The organism is Thauera sp. GDN1 (assembly GCF_029223545.1).
Lineage (GTDB): Bacteria > Pseudomonadota > Gammaproteobacteria > Burkholderiales > Rhodocyclaceae > Thauera.
Genome location: NZ_CP097870.1, coordinates 35,854 through 54,267 on the forward strand (window position 1 = coordinate 35,854; position 18,414 = coordinate 54,267).

15 protein-coding genes are annotated in these 18,414 nt (G+C 72.3%); 6 read left to right on the forward strand and 9 right to left on the reverse strand.

The annotated features are described in order from the left end of the window. Positions 1–59 precede the first annotated feature (59 nt). Positions 60–419, reverse strand: coding sequence for a hypothetical protein (locus tag CKCBHOJB_RS00160; protein ID WP_281050063.1), 360 nt, complete (start codon positions 417–419; stop codon positions 60–62). Positions 420–700: 281 nt separating this feature from the next. Between CKCBHOJB_RS00160 and CKCBHOJB_RS00165 the strand changes: the two genes are divergently transcribed. Both CKCBHOJB_RS00165 and CKCBHOJB_RS00170 read left to right on the forward strand, forming a co-directional pair. Next, positions 701–2,062, forward strand: coding sequence for a polysaccharide pyruvyl transferase family protein (locus CKCBHOJB_RS00165; RefSeq protein ID WP_281050064.1), 1,362 nt, complete (start codon positions 701–703; stop codon positions 2,060–2,062). Positions 2,063–2,181: 119 nt separating this feature from the next. Beyond that, positions 2,182–3,258 carry an alkene reductase gene (locus CKCBHOJB_RS00170; RefSeq protein ID WP_281050065.1) on the forward strand — a complete coding sequence of 359 codons (1,077 nt, stop codon included), beginning with the start codon at positions 2,182–2,184 and terminating at the stop codon, positions 3,256–3,258. A gap of 63 nt (positions 3,259–3,321) precedes the next feature. Here the strand turns inward: CKCBHOJB_RS00170 and CKCBHOJB_RS00175 are convergent, their stop codons facing one another. After that, positions 3,322–4,380: an AbrB family transcriptional regulator gene (locus CKCBHOJB_RS00175; protein WP_281050066.1), complete on the reverse strand. Its 1,059-nt coding sequence runs from the start codon at positions 4,378–4,380 to the stop codon at positions 3,322–3,324. Between the two features lie 101 nt (positions 4,381–4,481). Continuing rightward, the gene (locus tag CKCBHOJB_RS00180) at positions 4,482–5,591 is read right to left on the reverse strand and encodes an ABC transporter substrate-binding protein (protein ID WP_281050067.1); all 1,110 of its coding nucleotides are present in this window, start codon (positions 5,589–5,591) and stop codon (positions 4,482–4,484) included. A 147-nt stretch (positions 5,592–5,738) separates the two neighbouring features. Here CKCBHOJB_RS00180 and CKCBHOJB_RS00185 point away from each other — a divergent pair, with 147 nt between their 5' ends. From CKCBHOJB_RS00185 to CKCBHOJB_RS00195, 3 genes are all read left to right on the forward strand, one after another. Continuing rightward, a complete protein-coding gene (locus CKCBHOJB_RS00185) occupies positions 5,739–6,428 on the forward strand; it encodes a response regulator (protein ID WP_281050068.1) in 690 nt (229 codons plus the stop codon). Between the two features lies 1 nt (position 6,429). Further along, a complete protein-coding gene (locus tag CKCBHOJB_RS00190) occupies positions 6,430–7,875 on the forward strand; it encodes a sensor histidine kinase (RefSeq protein WP_281050069.1) in 1,446 nt (481 codons plus the stop codon). A gap of 148 nt (positions 7,876–8,023) precedes the next feature. Then, positions 8,024–9,067, forward strand: coding sequence for a porin (locus CKCBHOJB_RS00195; RefSeq protein ID WP_281050070.1), 1,044 nt, complete (start codon positions 8,024–8,026; stop codon positions 9,065–9,067). A gap of 49 nt (positions 9,068–9,116) precedes the next feature. Here CKCBHOJB_RS00195 and CKCBHOJB_RS00200 read toward each other — a convergent pair whose 3' ends face one another. From CKCBHOJB_RS00200 to CKCBHOJB_RS00225, 6 genes are all read right to left on the reverse strand, one after another. Next, complete coding sequence (locus CKCBHOJB_RS00200) at positions 9,117–10,934, reverse strand: hypothetical protein (protein ID WP_281050071.1); 1,818 nt, start codon at positions 10,932–10,934, stop codon at positions 9,117–9,119. 31 nt (positions 10,935–10,965) lie between these two features. After that, on the reverse strand, positions 10,966–12,675 hold the full coding sequence (locus CKCBHOJB_RS00205) for a tetratricopeptide repeat protein (protein WP_281050072.1): 1,710 nt from the start codon (positions 12,673–12,675) through the stop codon (positions 10,966–10,968). A 277-nt stretch (positions 12,676–12,952) separates the two neighbouring features. Beyond that, positions 12,953–14,461, reverse strand: a complete 1,509-nt coding sequence (locus CKCBHOJB_RS00210) for a tripartite tricarboxylate transporter permease (protein WP_281050073.1) — start codon at positions 14,459–14,461, stop codon at positions 12,953–12,955. A gap of 4 nt (positions 14,462–14,465) precedes the next feature. After that, positions 14,466–14,909, reverse strand: a complete 444-nt coding sequence (locus tag CKCBHOJB_RS00215) for a tripartite tricarboxylate transporter TctB family protein (RefSeq protein WP_281050074.1) — start codon at positions 14,907–14,909, stop codon at positions 14,466–14,468. Between the two features lie 61 nt (positions 14,910–14,970). Beyond that, on the reverse strand, positions 14,971–15,954 hold the full coding sequence (locus tag CKCBHOJB_RS00220) for a tripartite tricarboxylate transporter substrate binding protein (RefSeq protein ID WP_281050075.1): 984 nt from the start codon (positions 15,952–15,954) through the stop codon (positions 14,971–14,973). A gap of 145 nt (positions 15,955–16,099) precedes the next feature. Then, positions 16,100–17,695 carry a glycoside hydrolase family 19 protein gene (locus CKCBHOJB_RS00225; RefSeq protein ID WP_281050076.1) on the reverse strand — a complete coding sequence of 532 codons (1,596 nt, stop codon included), beginning with the start codon at positions 17,693–17,695 and terminating at the stop codon, positions 16,100–16,102. Positions 17,696–17,839: 144 nt separating this feature from the next. Here CKCBHOJB_RS00225 and CKCBHOJB_RS00230 point away from each other — a divergent pair, with 144 nt between their 5' ends. Next, positions 17,840–18,394: a hypothetical protein gene (locus tag CKCBHOJB_RS00230; protein WP_281050077.1), complete on the forward strand. Its 555-nt coding sequence runs from the start codon at positions 17,840–17,842 to the stop codon at positions 18,392–18,394. The last annotated feature ends 20 nt before the right edge of the window (positions 18,395–18,414 follow it).

Genomic DNA, 18,414 nt, shown 5'->3' on the forward strand with positions numbered 1-18,414 from the left:
GGCAGGGAACTGGAGCGCACGCGGGCGGCGACGGGCCTGCCCGCGGCGGGCGGATGGGCTCAGTCGCGGCGCCGGGGCGCGTCTTCGTCCTCGACGCGCACCTCGCGGATGACCTCGCCCTCGATGATCAGGCCCTGGTTGCGGGCTGCGCCGCCCGCTCCGGGGCCGCGTCCGCCCGCAGCGTCCATCTGCTCGCGCATCGCCTTGCGCACCGCGCGCGTCTTCCACCACAGGTAGCCCCAGACCACGACGCCCACGGTCAGCAGCACCGCGAACAGCGCGACCGAGAAGGTCAGCGCGAGCACGAACACGCCCGCCATCACCACCGCGCCGACGATCTTCTGCAGCAGCGTGGGCGGCTTGGCGGCCGGTCCGCCAAGGGTCTGGAAGATGCCGGAAAATCGGGGATCCCTGTACATGAGTCGGTCCTGATGGCGGGCACGGGCGTTCCGTGCCGGGTCGCAAGGGTCAGAGCCCTCGGCGGGGAAAAGATTCCGTGAGCACGCTCGCTGCGCGCGCCGGACGTGACTGCGGGCGGACCCGCATGCGGCGCAGGGGCACGGACAGCGCATTGTGGCGCAAAGGGCGGCGATGCCCGGTGTCGAATTGAAAATGCCGGCCACAGCCAGCAAGATGCGGCCATCCGGCGTGATTGCAAGTCCCCGCGCACGCCTGCCCCTTCTGCCTGGGTCGCCCGTCCATGCCCGCTCCCGCACTGCCCAAGCACGCACTGCCCGCGCCCGGAGAGCGTCCGCGCGGCCCATCCGCGGCCTGCGCGCCGGGGGCGTGCGCGGAGGCCGCGGGTGAGGACGGGGGGCCGCCGCTGATCCTGTTCGGCGCCTTCGATCGCCACAACCTGGGCGATCTGCTGCTCGGCCGCATCGCCGCGGCGCTGGCCGCGCGCCTCGCCCCCGGCCGCCCGCTGCTCTGGGCCGGACTGGCCGAGCACGACCTGCGTGCGGCCGGCGGCGCGCGGGTGCGGCGGCTGGACGCGATCGCCGACCGCATCCGCCACCGGCATCGGCTGCAGCCGGCCCGCCCGGCGCCCGATCTGCTGCAGGTGGGCGGCGAGATCCTCGGCTGCGGTGCATGGGAGGCGGCGGTGATGCTCGCCCGCCCGGCGCAGGCCGAAGCCCTGATCGCCGCGCACGACCGCGACCTCGGGGGCCGCGACGCGTGGGCACGCCATCACCTCGGCATCGCCCGTCACCTGCCCTACCTGGCGCCGACGACGCTGTTCCCGCCCGGTCTGCGCATCGCCCATGCCGGCAGCGGTGGCGTCGGTTTCGCGCACCTGCCGGCGGCCTGGCGCGAGGAGGCGATCGCCGCCCTGCGCGGGGCGGCGGTCCTGCATGTGCGTGACCGCGACAGCCGGCGTGCGCTCGCCGCCGCCGGCATCGACGCCCGCCTCGCGCCCGATCCCGCGGTGCTGGTCGCCCGCGTGCTCGGCAGCGAGATCGCCCGTGAAGCGGAGCGGGGGGCGGCGGCCCGCGTGTCCGCCCGCTTCCCCGGGGGCTGGATCGCCGCCCAGCTCGGTGCCGAATTCGGCGACGACCTCAGCCTGGCCGCCCTCGCCGCCGCGCTCGACCGGCTGCAGCGCGACACCGGCTGGGGCGTGGTGCTGTTCTGCGCCGGACGGGCGCCATGGCACGACTCGCCCGAAGTCCTGCACCGCCTGCGCGCACGACTGCAGGCCTCCGGGCACTGCATCGTCGCCACCACCCGCCATGTGCTCCAGCTCTGCGCGCTGATCGCCGGCGCCCGGCTGTGCCTGGCGAGCAGCCTGCACGTGCGCATCGTCGCCGAAGCCTTCGCCCGTCCGGCGGCCAGCCTGGTGCAGGGCTCGGCGCAGGGCGAGAAGGTGCGCGCCTATGTGCGCAGCTGGCATCGCCACGCAGCCCACCTGGGGGTGCTCGATACGCCGCCCGCGAGCGCGGTCGTGCACGCCGCACATGAAGCGCTCGCCGAGCCGGCGGCCACTCGCGACCGGCGTGCCGCGCGCCTCGCCGCGCGGGCCGAGGTCGCCGCGCGCCGCTGCTTCGCCGCGCTCGCCCGCGACTGAGCGGTGGCGGAAACGATCGCGCGCGCCGCCGGTCACACGCCGGCATCCCGATACCGGCGGCTGCGCGCTACCCTTGCCGACAGCCGCCCCGATCACAACCAGCCAAGGACCCACCTCCGATGAGCGACCTGTTCACCCCGCTGCAGGCCGGCGAGCTTGCCCTGCCCAACCGCATCCTGATGGCCCCGCTGACCCGCTGCCGCGCCGAGGACGGCCACGTGCCCGGCGAGCTGATGGCCACCCACTACGCCCAGCGCGCCAGCGCCGGCCTGCTGATCGCCGAGGCGACGATGGCGATGGACGGCAACTCCGCCTTCTGGCACGAGCCCGGCATCCACTCCGAGGCCCAGGTCGCCGGCTGGAAGAAGGTCACCGACGCGGTGCATGCCGCCGGCGGACGCATCGTGCTGCAGATCTGGCACGGCGGCCGCGCCTGCCATCCGCTGCTCAACGACGGCCGCCAGCCGGTGGCGCCCAGCGCGCTCGCCATCACCGGCGACGAGGTCCATACGCCGCAGGGCAAGCAGCCCTACGTGGTGCCGCGCGAGCTGCGCGACGACGAGCTGCCGGGCATCGTCGCCGGCTTCGCGCGCGCGGCCGAGAACGCACGCGCCGCCGGCTTCGACGGCGTCGAAGTACATGGCGCCAACGGCTACCTGCTCGACGAATTCCTGCGCGACGGCAGCAACAAGCGCGGCGGCCCCTACGGCGGCCCGCGCGAGCACCGCGCCCGCCTGCTGTTCGAGGTGATCGATGCGGTGTGCAAGGTTTGGGGCAGCGGCCGCGTCGGCGTGCGCCTGTCGCCGCTCAACAGCTACAACGACATGATCGACAGCGACCCGATCGGCCTGACCGCCTGGCTGGCCGGCTGCCTCAACGACTGGCACCTCGCCTACCTGCACCTGATGCGCGGCGACTTCTTCGGCCAGCAGCACGGCGACGTGATGACGCCGGCGCGCGCCGCCTTCCGCGGCGTGCTGATCGGCAACATGGGCTACAGCGCGGACGAGGCCGAGGCCGCGATCGCCGCCGGCAAGCTCGATGCGGTCGCCTTCGGCACCGCCTTCCTCGCCAACCCCGACCTGCCCGAGCGCATCCGCCGCAAGGCCGCGCTCAACGCAGCGGATCCGGCGACCTTCTACACTCCTGGGCCGCAGGGTTACACCGACTATCCGACGCTGGCGGAAGGCGCGTGAACCCGCGCCGGCGACGGAAGGCGCGTCCACGCGGGCATGCCGGCCGTCGCCCCCGATCCACCCTCACGCCGCCACCAGGCGGCGGAAGACGCCGAAGCTCCACTGCGCGCCCACGGTCAGCACCACCACGCGCAACACGTGACACACGGTGACGAGCGGCACGCCGAGCTGCAGCACCTTGGCGGTGATGCACATCTCCGACACCCCACCGGGCGCGGTCGCCAGCGCCAGCGTGGGCAAAGGGACCGCCGAGACCAGCCCGAGCAGCGCAGCGAAAGCAAAGGCGAGCACGATCGACATCGCCGCGGTCAGCCCTGCGACCGCCATGAAAAGCGGTGCGGCACGGAAGAACTCGCGCGAAAACCGGCAACCAAGGGCGCAGCCGATCAGCAACTGACCGCCATTGACCACCCAGGCCGGCAGCGCCGACAGCGGCACGCCGGCCAGCGTTGCCACCGCCACGCCGAGCAGCGGCCCGAGCACCCAGGCGTTGGCGATGCGCAGCAGCTTGAACGCGCTCACCCCGAGCAGGCTCGCCCCGATCAGCAGCGGGAAGTGCCGGGCATCCACCGCCTTTGCCAGCGGCACGTAGAGGTCCGTGCCATGCACACCGGCGAAGGTGAGCGCGAAGGGCAGCACCGACACCACCATCATCACCCGGATGGCGTGAGCCGCGGCGATGCGATCCACCGCGCCGCCGTAGCGGTCGGCAAGGTTGGCCATCTCCGAGGCGCCGCCCGGCAGCGCGGCGAAGAAGGCGGTCGGCGTATCGACCCGGGCCAGACGCAACATGATGAAGGCGTAGCCCATGCCGAGCACCAGCGAGCCGAGCGCGGCGGCGACCACCAGCGGTGCATGCAAGGCGAGTTGCGCCACCACCTCCGGGCTGAAGTACAGGCCGAGCGCGGCGCCGATCGCCCATTGCCCGGTCTGGCGCCCGCCGGGGAGCGGGCGCAGGTCGATGTCGGCCATGCGCGCGCCGGCCACGGCAAACAGCGGCCCGATCATCCACGGCAGCGGCAGATGCAGGCGCTCGGCCAGCCAGCCGGCGAGCGTGGCGAGCGCGAGGGTGGGGACGACCTGGCGCCAGGCGGTGAGACGGAGTGCGGAGAGGAGGGACATCGGCGGCAGAGCGGGATGGGACGTGGGCATGGCTGCCCGGAAGGGAACGCGCGGGCGTCATGCCCTGCGGTGATGGCTGAACAGGAGCGCTGGTACCGATCTCACTCGGTAACCGGCCGGGTAGCGGCATCCCACTGGCGCAGGAAGGCGTCCTTCTTGGCCTGATCCTGGTAGGCGAGCAGCCCGGAGCCGATGCGGATCGGGCGGAAGGCGTGCTGCAGGTTCTGGTGGAGCAGCGCCGCGGCGCTGTCCGCGCCCGCGGTGCCGGCGTCGGTGCGCACCGGCAGCAGGCCGAGGTTGGCAGCGAGCAAGGCCTGGCCGCGGGTCGACAGCAGGTGGTCGAGCCACAACCGCGCCGCTGCCGGATGGCGCGCGCCGCGCGCGATGAAGGCGACCCGGCTCAGGACGAGGGTGTAATCCCGCGGCAGTGCCACGCCGAGCGCCGGATCGTTGCGCGCACGCCGGTGCGCATAGGAACCCAGCACGTTGTAGGCCAGCACCAGCTTGCCGGCGGCGACGCGGTCGAGCATGTCGGCGCTGACCGCATGCTGCTCGAGGCCGTTCTGGCCCATGCCGCGCACGAGCTGCCAGAACACGATCGGGTTGGCCTGCGCGTCCTGGGTGTGCAGCAGCAGGCCGAGGCCGGAGCGCTCGGGGTCGTAGGTGGCGACCCGCCCGCGCAGTTGCGCCGGCGCGCGGTCGAGCAGGCGGATCAACCCGGCGTGGCTGTCGGGCACGTCGGCCTCGGCGAGCAGGCGCTTGTTATAGACGATGGCCGCCGGCTCGTAGGTGGTGCCGAAGGCCTCGTCCTTCCACACCGCCCAGCGCGGCAGCGCGGCGGTCTCGGCCGAGCGGTGCGGCTGGGCATGGCCGTCGTTGACCAGCTTGACCTGCAGGTCCATCGCCGAGCTCCACACCACGTCGGCGCCGACCACTCCGCGCCGGGCCTCGTCGACGACACGCGCGTAGAGTTCGGCCGAATGCATGTCGTGGTATTCCACCCGCACGCCCGGGTGGAGGGCCTCGAAATCCTCCACCACCGGCCTGACCACATCGAGGTCTGCCGCCGCGTAGACGACCACCACGCCTTCCTCACGGGCCTGGGCCAGGCGGTCGCCGATCGGCTCGGCGTGCGCCATTGCCGTCACCGCGGCCAGCGCCACGAACGACAGTGCGGATCTCAGCCAGCCGCCCACGCCCCTGCAATTCACCGTTCCGTTCTCCCCATTTGGTGGCGGCATGCCCGCCTTACGCTTCCGGCCCCCGGGGTGCTGCGGCGTCCGCCGCCTTGGACGCGTCCCGGCTTTGCACAGATAATCCCGCACACGCCTTTCGATTCACTTTCACTGGAACCGCCGATGCGCCTGCTCCTGGTCGAGGACCACGCCGAACTCGCCGAGTGGGTGGGGCGCTCGTTGCGCCAGGCCGGTTTCGTGCTGGACGTGCTCGGCCGCGGCGACCACGCCGACCAGGCCCTGCGCACCGAGCGCTACGACCTGGTGATCCTCGACCTGTCGCTGCCCGGCCTCGACGGCCTCGAGGTACTGCGCCGCCTGCGCCACCGCGAGAGCGGCGCGGACGGCGGCCCGCCCACCCCGGTGCTGGTGCTGACCGCGCGCGGCAGCACCGGGGAGCGCGTGCAGGGTCTCAACCTCGGCGCCGACGATTATCTGACGAAACCCTTCGAGCTCGCCGAACTCGAGGCGCGCATCAAGGCCCTGCTGCGCCGCGCCGGCAACCAGGTGCCGCTGGTGCGCCTCGGACGGCTCGAATTCGACACCACCACCCGCATGGCGGCGGTGGGTGGCCAGCCGCTGGCGCTGACGCCGCGCGAACTGGCGGTGCTCGAGGCCTTGCTGGCGCGCGTGGGTCGTCCGGTGGCGCGCGAGGCGCTGTTCGAGAAGGTGTTCGATTTCGATGCCGATGCGCGCGTGGAGGCGATCGAGATCTACGTCTCGCGCCTGCGCAAGAAGCTCGAGGGCGCCGGTGTGGCGATCAACACGCTGCGCGGCCTGGGCTACCTGCTCGCCGAGAAGCCGGCGGACTGACATGGGCACCCCCGCCCGGCCGGAACCGGCAGCCGCCTGGCCCGCCCACGGCGGCAGCCTGCGCCGGCGGGTGCTCGCCTGGCTGCTGCCGCCGCTCGCGGCGCTGCTGCTGATCAACGCCTTCTTCACCTACCGCAGCGCGCTCGACGCGGTCAACCAGGCCTACGACCGCACGCTCACCGCCTCGGTGCGTGCGATCGGCGAGCGCACCCACTCGCTCGCCGGCCGGATCCAGGTGGACATCCCCTACGCCGCCTTCGAGGGCTTCGAGGACGATGCCGCAGAACGCATCTTCCACGCCGTGTTCGACCCTGCCGGCGGGCTGGTCACCGGCTACGCCGACCTGCGCCCGCCGGCACTGCCGGACGAAGGCGGGACGGTGCGGATCTTCGACCTGCCCTATGCGGGCGAGACCGTGCGCATGGCGGCGATGCGCAAGCGCCTGTACGACCCCGCGCTCACCGGCGGCGACGCGGTGCTGATCGTGTTCGCCGAGACCACCGGCGCGCGCCGGGCGCTGGCGCGGGATCTGTTCGTCGCCAGCCTGCAGCGCCAGTCCCTGCTGGTGGCGGTCGGCGCGCTGCTGGTACTGGCCGCGCTCGGCACCGCCTTCCGCCCGCTGCTGCGCATCCGCGACCACATCCGCAAGCGCGACGAGGAGGACCTGACCCCGGTGCGCCTCGAGCGCGTGCCGAGCGAGGTCGCGCCGCTGGTCGACGCCATCAACCACCACATGGAGCGCCTGTCGGCGATGCTCGCCGCGCGCAAGCGCTTCCTCGCCGACGCCGCGCACCAGATCCGCACCCCGCTCGCGGTGCTGACCACCCAGGCCGAGTACGGCCTGCGCCAGACCGATCCGGACGAAATGCTGGAGACCTTCGCCAGCCTGCTCAGAAGCACGCGCGCCGCACGCCGGCTGGCCAACCAGATGCTGACCCTGTCGCACGCCGAAGCGGTCAACGGCGTGATCGGCGAGCGCGCCCCCTTCGACCTTGCCGGCCTGGTCAAGGAGGTGGCGATGGAGCTCGCCCCGCTCGCGCTCAAGCGCAACATCGACCTCGCCTACGAGGGCATCGGCCACGCGCTGACCCTGGAAGGCAATGCCCCTATGCTGCGCGAAATGGTATCCAACCTGATCGACAACGCGATCCGCTACAGCCCGCCCGACTCGGCGGTCACCGTCGCCGTCGCCGCCTTCGACGACCAGGCGATGGTCAGCGTCTGCGACCAGGGCCCGGGCATCCCCGTGGCCGAGCGCGAGCGCGTCTTTCACCGCTTCTACCGCATCCTCGGCCAGGGCGACAGCGAGGGCAGCGGGCTCGGGCTGGCGATCGTGCGCGAGATCGCGCTCGCCCACGGCGGACGCGTCAGCCTGCACGACGGCGAGGGTGGGCGCGGACTGTGCGTCGAGGTAGAGCTGCCGCTCGGCGGCGCACCGGCATCCTGAGCCGCGGGATCCCCCTGCGAACGCCCCCGCCCGTTTTCTCCTCGCCCGCGGGCCGCACTGAAAGCCGATCGAAAGGCGTCGGCGCTGCAATGCGCGCCACGCGCCCGATCCCGTTGGCGCGTGCACCCGAACGATCGAGGAGACTCCCATGCAACGCCTTTCCGCGCCGGTCCTGATGGCCGCCGCCCTCGCCGCGCCGTCGCTCGCGCTGGCCCAGTCCAACGTCACCGTCTACGGCCTCATCGACCTCAACCTCGGCTACGAGAAATCCGGTTCCCAGCGCTACCAGGGCGTGGGTCACGGCGAACTCAACGGTTCCCGCCTCGGCTTTCGCGGCAACGAGGACCTCGGCAATGGCAACAAGGCCCTGTTCGTGCTCGAGAGCGGCTTCGACCCCTCGACCGGCACCCTCGAGCAGGGCGGCCGACTGTTCGGCCGCCAGTCCTTCGTCGGCCTCGAGAACGGCCTCGGCCGCCTGACCCTGGGCCGCCAGTACTCGCCGGCCTTCGACGCCCTCGACCCCTTCGACGCCACCGGCAACGCCGACCGCAGCGCCGGCCTCCTGATCCGCAAGGCCGGCGCGGTCAAGCCCGCCTACGAGGTACGCTTCGACAACATGATCAAGTACCGTTCGGCCAAGCTCGCCGGCTTCGAGCTCGAGGGCGGCTACTGGTTCGGCAAGGAGAGCGGGACCGACTCGAGCGCGCGCCAGGAGGGCGACGGCCACGGCATCGCGGCGCTCTACGCCAATGGCGCGCTCGCCGGCTCGCTGGTCACGCAGACCGTGCAGCGCGACGCCAGCGGCGGCAAGGTGCGCACCGACGGCTTCGCCCTGTCCTACGACTTCGGCATCGTGAAGCCCTATTTCGCCTGGTCGCAGGACGAGGAGCGCGGCACCGTGGGCAATGGCAAGGCGCGCAGCTGGGACCTCAGCGCGGAGATCCGCCTCGATCCGGCGAACACGGTGGCGATCAGCTACGCCGAGCGCGACGAATCCGACGGCGCCGCGAGCGAGGACGCCAGCGGCTGGTCGGCCTACTATCTGCACGCGCTGTCCAGGCGCACCACGCTGTACGCCGGCTACTCGCAGCTCGACAACGAGGACGGCGCCAACTACGCGATCGGCAACCTGACGCCGGACGCGGGCGACAAGCACCAGGTGATGATGGCCGGCATGCGCCACCGCTTCTGAGCCCCCCACCCGGCCCGGCGGCGAGCGCGCAGCCGCGGCGCCGGCTTGCCTACAGTGCGCTGCCGGGCTGGCAGCGCATGGGGGCGGGGGCGAAGACGGTGCGTTCGACAGGGGCGCGGTAGGGCTCGTAGAAGCCGGTGAGGGACAGGCGGGACTCGAGGACGTCGTCGGCGCTCACGCCGGCCGGCAGGGCGAAGGCGAATTCCGCCGCCTCGCCCCACAGCAGGCGCAGGTAGTCGCGATCGCGGGCGGCGAGGCGGGCTTCGGCCGGCGCCAGGACGAGCACCCGGCCATCCTTCAGGCGCAGCGCGAGTTCCGCGAGGTCGATGAACGCCGCCTCCGCTTCGCGCTCCTCCACGCGGAAGAGCGGCCGGAATCCGGGGACCACCAGGCTTGCGGTCTCCTCGCGCGCGCTGCCCTGGGCGCGGTGCAGCACCTTGCCGTGCTCGATCCAGTCCGCGCCGTGCGCGTCGGCCGACAGCAGATAGGGGCAGGAGCCGATCTGGCTGCTCACCGCGAGCACGGTGAAGTTGGCGCGCTGGCGCACCAGGTCGACGCGCCGGCCGTCCACCTGCAGCCCGCTCACCGCCAGTTCCGGCCCGTAGGCATAGTCGCGCATGATCGGCGCGCCGTGTGCGGCCACATCCCCGAGCAGGCCGTTCGTCCCCACTTGCTGCCAGATCTCGCGCGAGGTCTCGGTGTAGCGGAACATCGCCTTGTCGAGCCGGCCGGGCGCGAACACGATCCGCGTCGGCAGCAGCAGGCGCTGCCCCGGTGCCAGCGTCACCTGCAGCGGCAGCGGCTGTCCGGCCGCGGCCGGGTAAGGCATGGGCCGCAGGCGCGGCGCCTGGACGCGGGTGCCGACCACGGCCGCGAGCGCGAGCGGCCGCGCCGAGGCGTTCTCGATCAGCACCGCCTCCAGGAAGGGCGTCCGGGTGGTGTGACGGAAGATCCAGCCGCCGATGCCGCCGATGCCGTCACCGCAGGTGGTGGTGATGCCGCCCACCAGGAACACGAAATCCTCCGGCCACGCCTCGCCGGCGACGTAGCGGTACAGCTGCAGTGCGCGCGGCAGGGCGCTGCGCCCGATCGGCTCTGCGGTCAGCGGCGCCTCGCCGCCGCGACTGGCACGCAGCTCGGCCCTGAACTGCGACAACAAGCGGTTGTAGGCCTGGACCCGCTGCGCATGCAGCTGCAGGTCCTCTTCCCGCATGCCGCGCCAGAAACGCATCTGCGCCGACCCCGGATCCATGTCCGCGCAACGCGCGCCGCCCTCGGGAGCGTCGCCATCCTCGTCGTTGCACCACACCTCGTAGAAGAAGCGCAGCCCGGGCGGGATCATGCCGCGGCGCAGCGCGGCGATCTCGTCCGCCGCCGGATAGTCGTTCCACTGGTCGTCCGCGCCGAGCACCGACCTCAGGCGCCCCGCTGGCATCGAATCCTCCGATTCGCCGACCATGCCGCCGCCTTCGGAGGTGTCGATCGACAGCCCGGCGAGCATGCCGTCGCTCACCTCCTCGCCGGTGAACTCCATCGTCACCCCGAAGCGCGCGATCAGCTCCGCGTAGGCGCGCGACACCGCGTTATCCACCAGCACCGGCCGGCCGATCGTCCGCGCCAGCAGCGTGGACGCCCGTCGCGCAACGATCAGGCTCGCCGCCACGTCCGAAAAGCGGTGCTGCTCCACCCTCAGCTGCGCCGCGTCCGGGCCCGAGCCCAGGGTGCATACATGGCTGCGCAGGCGCACGACGTTGTCCGCGTCGAGCGCCACCGCGCGCGCATCCTCCACGCACTGCGCGCGCGCAGGCAGCGCCATCGCCAGCAGCACCAGGGCGGCCACGCCGGCCCGCATCATCGCTCGCCACATCGCCACCTCCCTGCAGGCGCACCCGGTCCGCTCACGGGGGCAATTCGGCCAGCAACTGCTCGATCGCCCCTTCCCATTCAGTCTGGTTCACGTCCAGACGCCCGTCCAGGCGGCGCAGGATCGCGAGCGCGCGCTCGTAATGCGCGCGCGGCCGATCGCCGGCCCGGGCCAGCTCGACCAGGCTGCCGACCACGTCGGTCTGCAGGCGCACGTCGTCGGGGTAGGCCTGCGCCAGCGCCTCGCGCAGCGCCAGGCTGGCGCGCAAGGCCGCCAGCGCGGCGTCGGTGCGCCCGGCCTGCAGCAGGATGCGGCCGAGGTTGTGCTCGCTCACCGCCAGGTCGCGCTGCCACGCCGGGCTGTGCGGCTCGCGCTGCACCGCCCGGCGCCGCAGCTCGCGCGCGGCGGCATAGGCGTGCTCGGCCTCGTCCACACGGCCGGACAGCTCGGCCAGGCGGCCCATGCGGTCGTGGCTCACCGCCAGATCGGCCAGCCACTGCGGACGTGCCGGGTCGGACTCGACCAGCGTGCGGCGCAGCGCCAGGCTGGTCTGGTAATGGGTCCGCGCCGCGTCGGGATCGCCCAGCTCGAGCAGCACGTCGCCGATGCGCTCGTGGCTCACCGCGATGTCCCGTCCGGTCTGCGCCGCATCGTCGTCCGCAGGCCGAACGCGCTCGCGCTCGTCGAGGCCGGCGCGAAAGACCGCCAGCGCGCGCGCCGGATCCCCGCTGCGCAGCAGGGCCTCGCCCACCCGGTTGTGCGCGATCGACAACTCCCGCCGCCAGTCGCGATTGGCGCCATCGAGCGCCACCAGCGCCGTCATGATCTCGCGCGACGCGCTCGCCGCCGCCAGCGCCGCCGCCGCATCGCCGCGCACCAGTTGCGTGGTGGCCAGCTCGCGCAGGGCCATCGCCTCGAGCCGGCGCAGGTCGGGCAGCATCTCGGGCGTGCTCGCCAGGCGCTGCTGCATCGCGCGCGAACGCTCCACCACCGCGCCGATCGTCTCCGGCGCGAAGCCGCCCGCCGGCCGCCCGCCCACCACCATGTCGAAGCCGAAGGACTGCGCGATCCGCCCGCCTTCGAGCGCACGCAGCGCGCGGTCGCGCTCGTTCGCCGCCATCCACCCCGCCGCGGCCGCAGCCACCGCCAGCCCCAGCATCGCCGCCGCCGCCGACCACGCCAGGCGCAATGCACGGCGCTGCAGGCGCAGCTCCTCCGACAGCAGATCCTCCCTTGGCATGCCCCGCACCACCGCGGCGAGGTCCGCCGCACGGGCCACGAAATCCTGCGCGCGCAGCGCCGCGCGCAGGCGCCAGTCGCGCACGTCCACCCATTTCGGCTCGTGCGCGAAGCGCCCCTTCAGGGCCGGCGGCAAGGGCGTCTGCGCCGACCAGGCGAAATCGCCCGCCGCCTCGTCCCAGCTCAGCTCGCCCGCGGTCAGCGCGAGCAGCAGCGTGTCCGCCCCCTTGTGCGCCAGCCAGTGCGCGACCTCCCGATCGACCCAGTGCGACGCCGCCGCCTCGGGCGAAGCGAGCAGGATCAGGAAGCGCGACCCCTCCAGGGCCTCGACGATCGACGGCCACAGCGCCGGCGTCGCGGCCAGGCTGGTGTCGTCGCGGAACACCCGCAGGGCCCGCCGCTGATACCAGGGCTTGCCCAGGCGCTGCACCACGTCCTGCAGCGCGGTCGCGATCCCGCGATCGCGCGCGTGGCTGTATGAAATGAACGCGTCGTAGCGCCCCATCGTCCGTTCCCCAAGGACCGCTCCGGGCAACGATACGCCGATCCACCCCGCCCGCCACGCCTCTCGAGCAAGCGCGTGGTGCAGGCCGAAGGCGATCGGACTGGGCGGGAGGGGCGGCGGCGGGACAAGCAGGCGTGCCCCATGCCGGGCGCAGCAAAAAAAGAGCGCCCGAAGGCGCTCGTCGAAAGGGGCTGCGGACCGGGAGTGGGCCGCGGCCCGCGCGGCTTGCCGGCCGGGGAGGAACCGGCCGGCAAGCCGCCGAGATGGGCGTCGCGGCTTACGCGGCAGCCGGCACCGACTTGCGCTGATCCAGCATGCGCATCAGGCGCGGACCGACCAGCATCCCCGCGGCCACCACCCACAGGCCGATCGCGATCGGGCTGGCGAACAGCACGCCGACGTCGCCGTCGCTGATCGACAGGGCGCGGCGCAGGTTCTGTTCCATCATGTCGCCGAGCACGAAGCCGAGGATGAAGGGCGCGATCGGGAAGTTCATCACCCGCAGCAGGTAGCCGATGCCGCCGATGAAGGTGCCGAGGATCAGGTCGAAGGTCGTGCCATGCACCGCATACACGCCCACCAGCGACACCGCCGCCACGCCCGGCACCAGCAGCCAGTTGGGGATCGACAGGAAGGCCACGAACACGCGGATCAGCGGGATGTTCATCACCAGCAGCATGACGTTGGCGATGAACAGGGAGGCGATCAGGCCCCACACGATCACCGGCTGGTCCTGGAACAGGGTCGGCCCCGGGGTGATGTTGTACAGCGTGAGCGCGCCGATCATCACCGCGGTGGTGCCCGAACCCGGCACGCCCAGCGTCAGCATCGGCACCAGCGAACCGTTCGCCGAGGCGTTGTTGGCCGCCTCGGGCGCCGCCACGCCGCGGATGTCGCCGCGACCGAACTCGCTGTCCTTGCCCGCCATGCGGCGCTCGGCGGCGTAGCACATCGCCGAGGCGATGGTGGCGCCGGCGCCCGGCAGCACGCCGATGAAGAAGCCCGACAGCGAGCAGCGCAGCAGCGTCCACTTCGCCATCAGGAACTCCTTCGTGCTGAACATCAGCCGGCCGGTCAGCGTGATCGGCTCGCTCGCGGCATGCTCGTTCTGCAGCATCAGCATCAGCTCGCTGACCGCGAACAGGCCGATCACGATGACGATGAAGGGGATGCCGTCCTGCAGGTGCAGCGCGTCGAAGGTGTAGCGATACACGCCGCTGTTGGCGTCGATGCCCACGGTGGACAGCAGCAGGCCGATCAGGCACGCGGTCAGCGCCTTGGGCAGCGAGTCGCCGACCAGGCCGCCGAGGCAGCACAGCGCCAGCACCATCAGCACGAAGTACTCGGCGGGGCCGAAGGCGATCGCCCATTCGGCGAGCAGCGGCGCGAAGGCGACGATGCCCAGGGTGGCGACCAGCGCGCCGGTGAAGGAGGCGAGCGCCGACATCGACAGCGCCGGGCCGGCGAGGCCCTTCTTCGCCATCGGATAGCCGTCCATGGTCGTCATCACCGCGCCGGCGTCGCCGGGCACGTTGATCAGGATCGCCGAGATGCGCCCGCCGTACTCGCAGCCGGCATAGACCGCGCACAGCAGGATCAGCGCGGATTCGGGCGGCAGCTTCATGGCGAACGCGATCGGCAGCAGGATGGCGACGCCGTTGATCGGGCCGAGGCCGGGCAGCAGGCCCACCACGGTGCCGATGAAGCAGCCGATCAGCGCGATCATCAGGTTTTCGGGCGTGCCGGCGACGGCGAAGCCCTGCATCAGCATAGACAAGGTTTCCATGGCTTTACCCCAGGATGCCGTCGAGCCACAGCCCGGTCGGCAGCGCGACGTCGAGCAGGCGGTCGAAGAAGAAGAACATGCCCACGCCCAGACCGATGCCGCCGAGCACGCACTGCTTCCAGCTGCCACCGAAGAAGCGCGCGACCGGAATGGTCATCAGCGCAGTGGCGATCACGAAGCCGAGCTTGTCGAACAGCAGGGCGTAGGCCAGCACGATCAGGAACAGCAGGCCGATGCGGGCGAGCACGGGCGGCGGCGCCCACGTCGTCTCGCTCTTCTTGTCGAGCATCAGCGTGATCGCGCAGATGCCCAGCAGAAACAGCACCAGCAGCGGGAAGGCACGCGGCCCGACCGGCTCGTAGGACACCGGCGGCACGTAGTTCCAGCCGATCAGGATGCCGGCGATGCTGACCAGCAGCAGCACGCCGCCGAGGATTCTTTCACTCATGTCGATCTCCCGATGAGGAGGCCCGGGGCCGTGACCGGCCCGGGGTGGCGAGGACGGTGGCTTACCGGGCGAGCAGGCCGAATTCGTGCGCGAGTGCGGTGTAGCGCTTCACTTCCGCGCTCACGTAGTCCTCGAGCGCCTGGCCGGTGAGGGCGAAGGGGAACAGGCCGCGCTCCTGGCGCAACTTGTCGAACTCCGGCGCGGCCAGCATCTTGTCGAAGGTGGCGGTCCACCACTGGCGGTCGGCGTCGGCGACCTTGGGTCCCATGTAGTAGCCGCGCGCGATCGTCCAGTCGACGTTGTAGCCCTGCTCGATCGCGGTCGGGATGGCGGCGAGTTCGCCCGGCAGGCGCTCGGGGGCGAGCACCGCGAGCACGCGCACGCGGCCGCCCTTGAGGTGGGCGGCGACTTCGGAGGCGTCGCCGGTGTAGGCCTGCACATGGCCGCCCATCAGCGCGGTCATCGCCTCGCCGCCGCCCTCGAAGGCAACATAGCGCATGTCCTTGTAGTTCACGCCGGCCTGCTTGGCGATCAGCGCCGACTTCATCCAGTCCTGGCTGCCCACCGAACCGCCCGAGCCGTAGATGACCTTGCCGGGATTGGCGCGGGTGGCCTCGATCAGGTCCTTCAGCGACTGGTAGGGCGAGTCCGCCTTGACGATCACCGCACCGTAGTCGGCACCGACCGCGGCCACCCACTTCACGTCCTGCTCGGTGTATTTGCCGAACTTGCCGATCGCCAGGTTCAGGAAGGAGCCGCCGGAGAACGCGACCACGGTGCCGCCTTCGGCCGGGCGGTTGGCGATCACGGTGTTGTAGGCCACCGCGCCGATGCCGCCGGGCATGTAGGTCACCCGCATCGGCGCCTCGAGGTAGTTGCCGTTCTGCAGCGCGCTCTGCACCAGCTTGCAGGTGAGGTCGAAGCCGCCGCCGGGCTTGGCGGGGGCGATGCATTCGGGCTTCTCGGGGGCGGCGTGGGCGACGCCCGCGGCGAGGGTGGCCAGCACCGCGGTGGTGGCGGCGAACAGGGTCTTCTTCAGCAACATGACGATCTCCTCCGTATCGGAATGTGTTCGCTGCGCGGCGGACACGTGCCGCCTCGCAGGGTGGGGCGGACGATACGGAGGAGGGCTTTCGATTGGCTTTCAGTGGCGCGGCGGCGGCATTCGCCCCGCCGGCCGCGGCGGTGCCTCAGGGATGGCGCCAGAAGGCGAAGCTCTGGAAACGGCTGGCGAGCCACCACGCATTCGCCGCCGGCGCGCGCCGCACGTTGCGCGTGCCGGCCTGGGATTCGAGCGGGCGCAGCACCTCGTCCCGGGCGTTGCGCACCGCCTTCGCGGCCTCGCTTTCCGGCACCACCGCGGTGATGTGGCCGGGGCGGTTGAGGTCTACGCGGCGGGCAACGATCACGCACACCTCGCCGGCGTTGGCGGCGGCCTGCAGCGCATTCAGGTCGATCTCGCGCTGCCAGCCGAAGGCCGGGCCGAAGTCCTCCAGCCAGTCGTGGAGGGCGTTGGCGTTGAGCTCGCGCACCGTGCGGCCGTACTCGACCGCCACCTTCTCGCCCTCGCGCAGGCGCAGCAGCGCGCGGTCGGTCCACCACACCCGCGGCAGGTACGCTCCGCACAGGTAGGCGAAGTCGGTGGCGTAGATGTTGCAGTAGGTGGTGCCGCCGCGCGGCTGGTAGCGCAGGTGGGCGGCGTCGGCCACGTCCAGGTAATCGACGATCGCCGCCACCGATTGCGCCAGGGTCGCGGCGCTGCGCCCGCCGCGTGCCGGGCGTCCGGGCTCGCCGAGCGGATAGGCGCGGCCGCCGTCGCGGCGACGGGTGACGTCGGCGCGCGCCTGCTCCATGTGCGCCACCGGCAGGGTCGGCAGTACCGGCGGCGGCACCACGATCGGGCCGCGGCTGCGCGTGCGCGGCAGGGGCGCGAGGTAACGCTCGGCCACCACGCCCTCGCGCAGCAGGCCGCTCAGCGACACCCGCACCTGCACCCAGCCGGGCACGGACGCGGCACCCAGGACCTGCACGCCCTCGCCCTGGTCGAGCAGCGCGAGCCGGGTGCGCTCGGCCACCACCGGCGCGCTGCGCAAGGTGAGCTGCGTGGCCTTGACGCGATGGGTGGGCTGCAGCGCCGACGGCCGCGGCGCGGTCTCGACCGCCCCCGCCGCGGCCAGCTCGGCGAGCGCGCGCCTGGCCTTCAGCAGCAGGGCGTGGCGATCCTCGTAGCCGTTGAGGCCGCCGTTGATGCGGCGCGTGATCGCGCTCAGGTCGTCGAGGTCGGCGAGGGCATTGAGGCCGTTACGCTCCCAGAAATACACCGCCGACTGCACCGCGTAGCGCTCGGCGACCCAGTCCGGATCGGCGACGACGTCGGCGCCCACCCACTGCGCGAAGCTGCGGTAGTTGTCCTTGCCGGTGAGCTGGATCAGCCCGCGGCCGCGGTAGCGGTAGCCGTCGCCGCTCGCTTCGGGTCCGTTGCCCATGCGCCCGCCATAGACCCGGCTGCCGATGCGCTCGGGCTGGCGGGCGTAGGCCTGGGCCTCGGCGTCGGTGCGGAAATACTTGCGGAAGGTCGAACGCAGGCCTGCGGCGGAGTAGTTCAGGTTCTCGACGGTGAGCCGGAGGCAGCCGGATTCGTGCATGACCTGGGCGAGGAAGTGCGCGATGCGCAGCCGGGAGTCGATGCCGTGCATCGCCAGGGCCGCGTTCAGGGTGTCGAGGTACCTGTCGGCATTGGCCGCGGTGGCACCCATCCGGGTCAGCAGTTCGCGGGTGATCAGCATGGGGGTCTCCGTGTCCGGTCCGCCGTTGTGGGTCCGTCTCCCCACTTAAGCTCACGGAATATGCCTTTTCAAGGCGGCCGGCGGCACGGGCGCGGTGCGGAGTTCGGACATAATGTCCGCCTGCCCCTTTCCCGGATGGAAGCGATGCGAACGACTCCCGCGCGCCGGCCCCCGCCGCCGGCGACCGCCGCTGCCATGCTGCTCGCGTCGATCGGCCTCGTCCTCGCCGCCGGCTGCAGGGCGGAGGCGCCAGCGCCTGCCGCAGCGCCTGCCGCCGCCGCGCTGATCGTGTGCACCCGCCTCGACGACGCCGACGAGACCCGGCTGCTGCTCGGCCTCGCCGCCGACGGCCGCAGCGTGAGCCGCTTCGAGCTCGTCACCCCCGACTTCCTGTGGCGCATCCCCGGCCAGCCCGAAACCCGGCGCTTCGCCGCCGGGGAGAGCGATGCCTCACCCGACCTTTCCGGCGCGCTGCGCTTTTCCGTACTGATCGACGGCGAGGGCGAACTGCGCATGGTGGACTTCGCCGCGCCGACCCCCGATGCGGTGCAGCTGGAAGGCCTGCGCGGCTCGCTGGCGGTGCACGAGAGCTGGCAGAACGATCGCGCCCTCGGCTCGCTGTTCCACGCCGCCACCGGCAACCTGGTGGATGTCACCGCGGTGCACTGCCGGCGTTTCGCGGAGGCAGCGCAGCGCTGAGCAGGACGCCCCCGGCGGCG

Bases quoted from the DNA above. Each gene is read 5' to 3' on its own strand.
- CKCBHOJB_RS00170 (WP_281050065.1), top strand. From the start codon at position 2,182: ATGAGCGACCTGTTCACCCCGCTGCAGGCCGGCGAGCTTGCCCTGCCC.
- CKCBHOJB_RS00210 (WP_281050073.1), bottom strand. From the start codon at position 14,461: ATGGAAACCTTGTCTATGCTGATGCAGGGCTTCGCCGTCGCCGGCACG.
- CKCBHOJB_RS00215 (WP_281050074.1), bottom strand. From the start codon at position 14,909: ATGAGTGAAAGAATCCTCGGCGGCGTGCTGCTGCTGGTCAGCATCGCC.
- CKCBHOJB_RS00195 (WP_281050070.1), top strand. From the start codon at position 8,024: ATGCAACGCCTTTCCGCGCCGGTCCTGATGGCCGCCGCCCTCGCCGCG.
- CKCBHOJB_RS00190 (WP_281050069.1), top strand. From the start codon at position 6,430: ATGGGCACCCCCGCCCGGCCGGAACCGGCAGCCGCCTGGCCCGCCCAC.
- CKCBHOJB_RS00200 (WP_281050071.1), bottom strand. From the start codon at position 10,934: ATGTGGCGAGCGATGATGCGGGCCGGCGTGGCCGCCCTGGTGCTGCTG.
- CKCBHOJB_RS00220 (WP_281050075.1), bottom strand. From the start codon at position 15,954: ATGTTGCTGAAGAAGACCCTGTTCGCCGCCACCACCGCGGTGCTGGCC.
- CKCBHOJB_RS00225 (WP_281050076.1), bottom strand. From the start codon at position 17,695: ATGCTGATCACCCGCGAACTGCTGACCCGGATGGGTGCCACCGCGGCC.
- CKCBHOJB_RS00185 (WP_281050068.1), top strand. From the start codon at position 5,739: ATGCGCCTGCTCCTGGTCGAGGACCACGCCGAACTCGCCGAGTGGGTG.
- CKCBHOJB_RS00205 (WP_281050072.1), bottom strand. From the start codon at position 12,675: ATGGGGCGCTACGACGCGTTCATTTCATACAGCCACGCGCGCGATCGC.
- CKCBHOJB_RS00230 (WP_281050077.1), top strand. From the start codon at position 17,840: ATGCGAACGACTCCCGCGCGCCGGCCCCCGCCGCCGGCGACCGCCGCT.
- CKCBHOJB_RS00175 (WP_281050066.1), bottom strand. From the start codon at position 4,380: ATGTCCCTCCTCTCCGCACTCCGTCTCACCGCCTGGCGCCAGGTCGTC.
- CKCBHOJB_RS00165 (WP_281050064.1), top strand. From the start codon at position 701: ATGCCCGCTCCCGCACTGCCCAAGCACGCACTGCCCGCGCCCGGAGAG.
- CKCBHOJB_RS00160 (WP_281050063.1), bottom strand. From the start codon at position 419: ATGTACAGGGATCCCCGATTTTCCGGCATCTTCCAGACCCTTGGCGGA.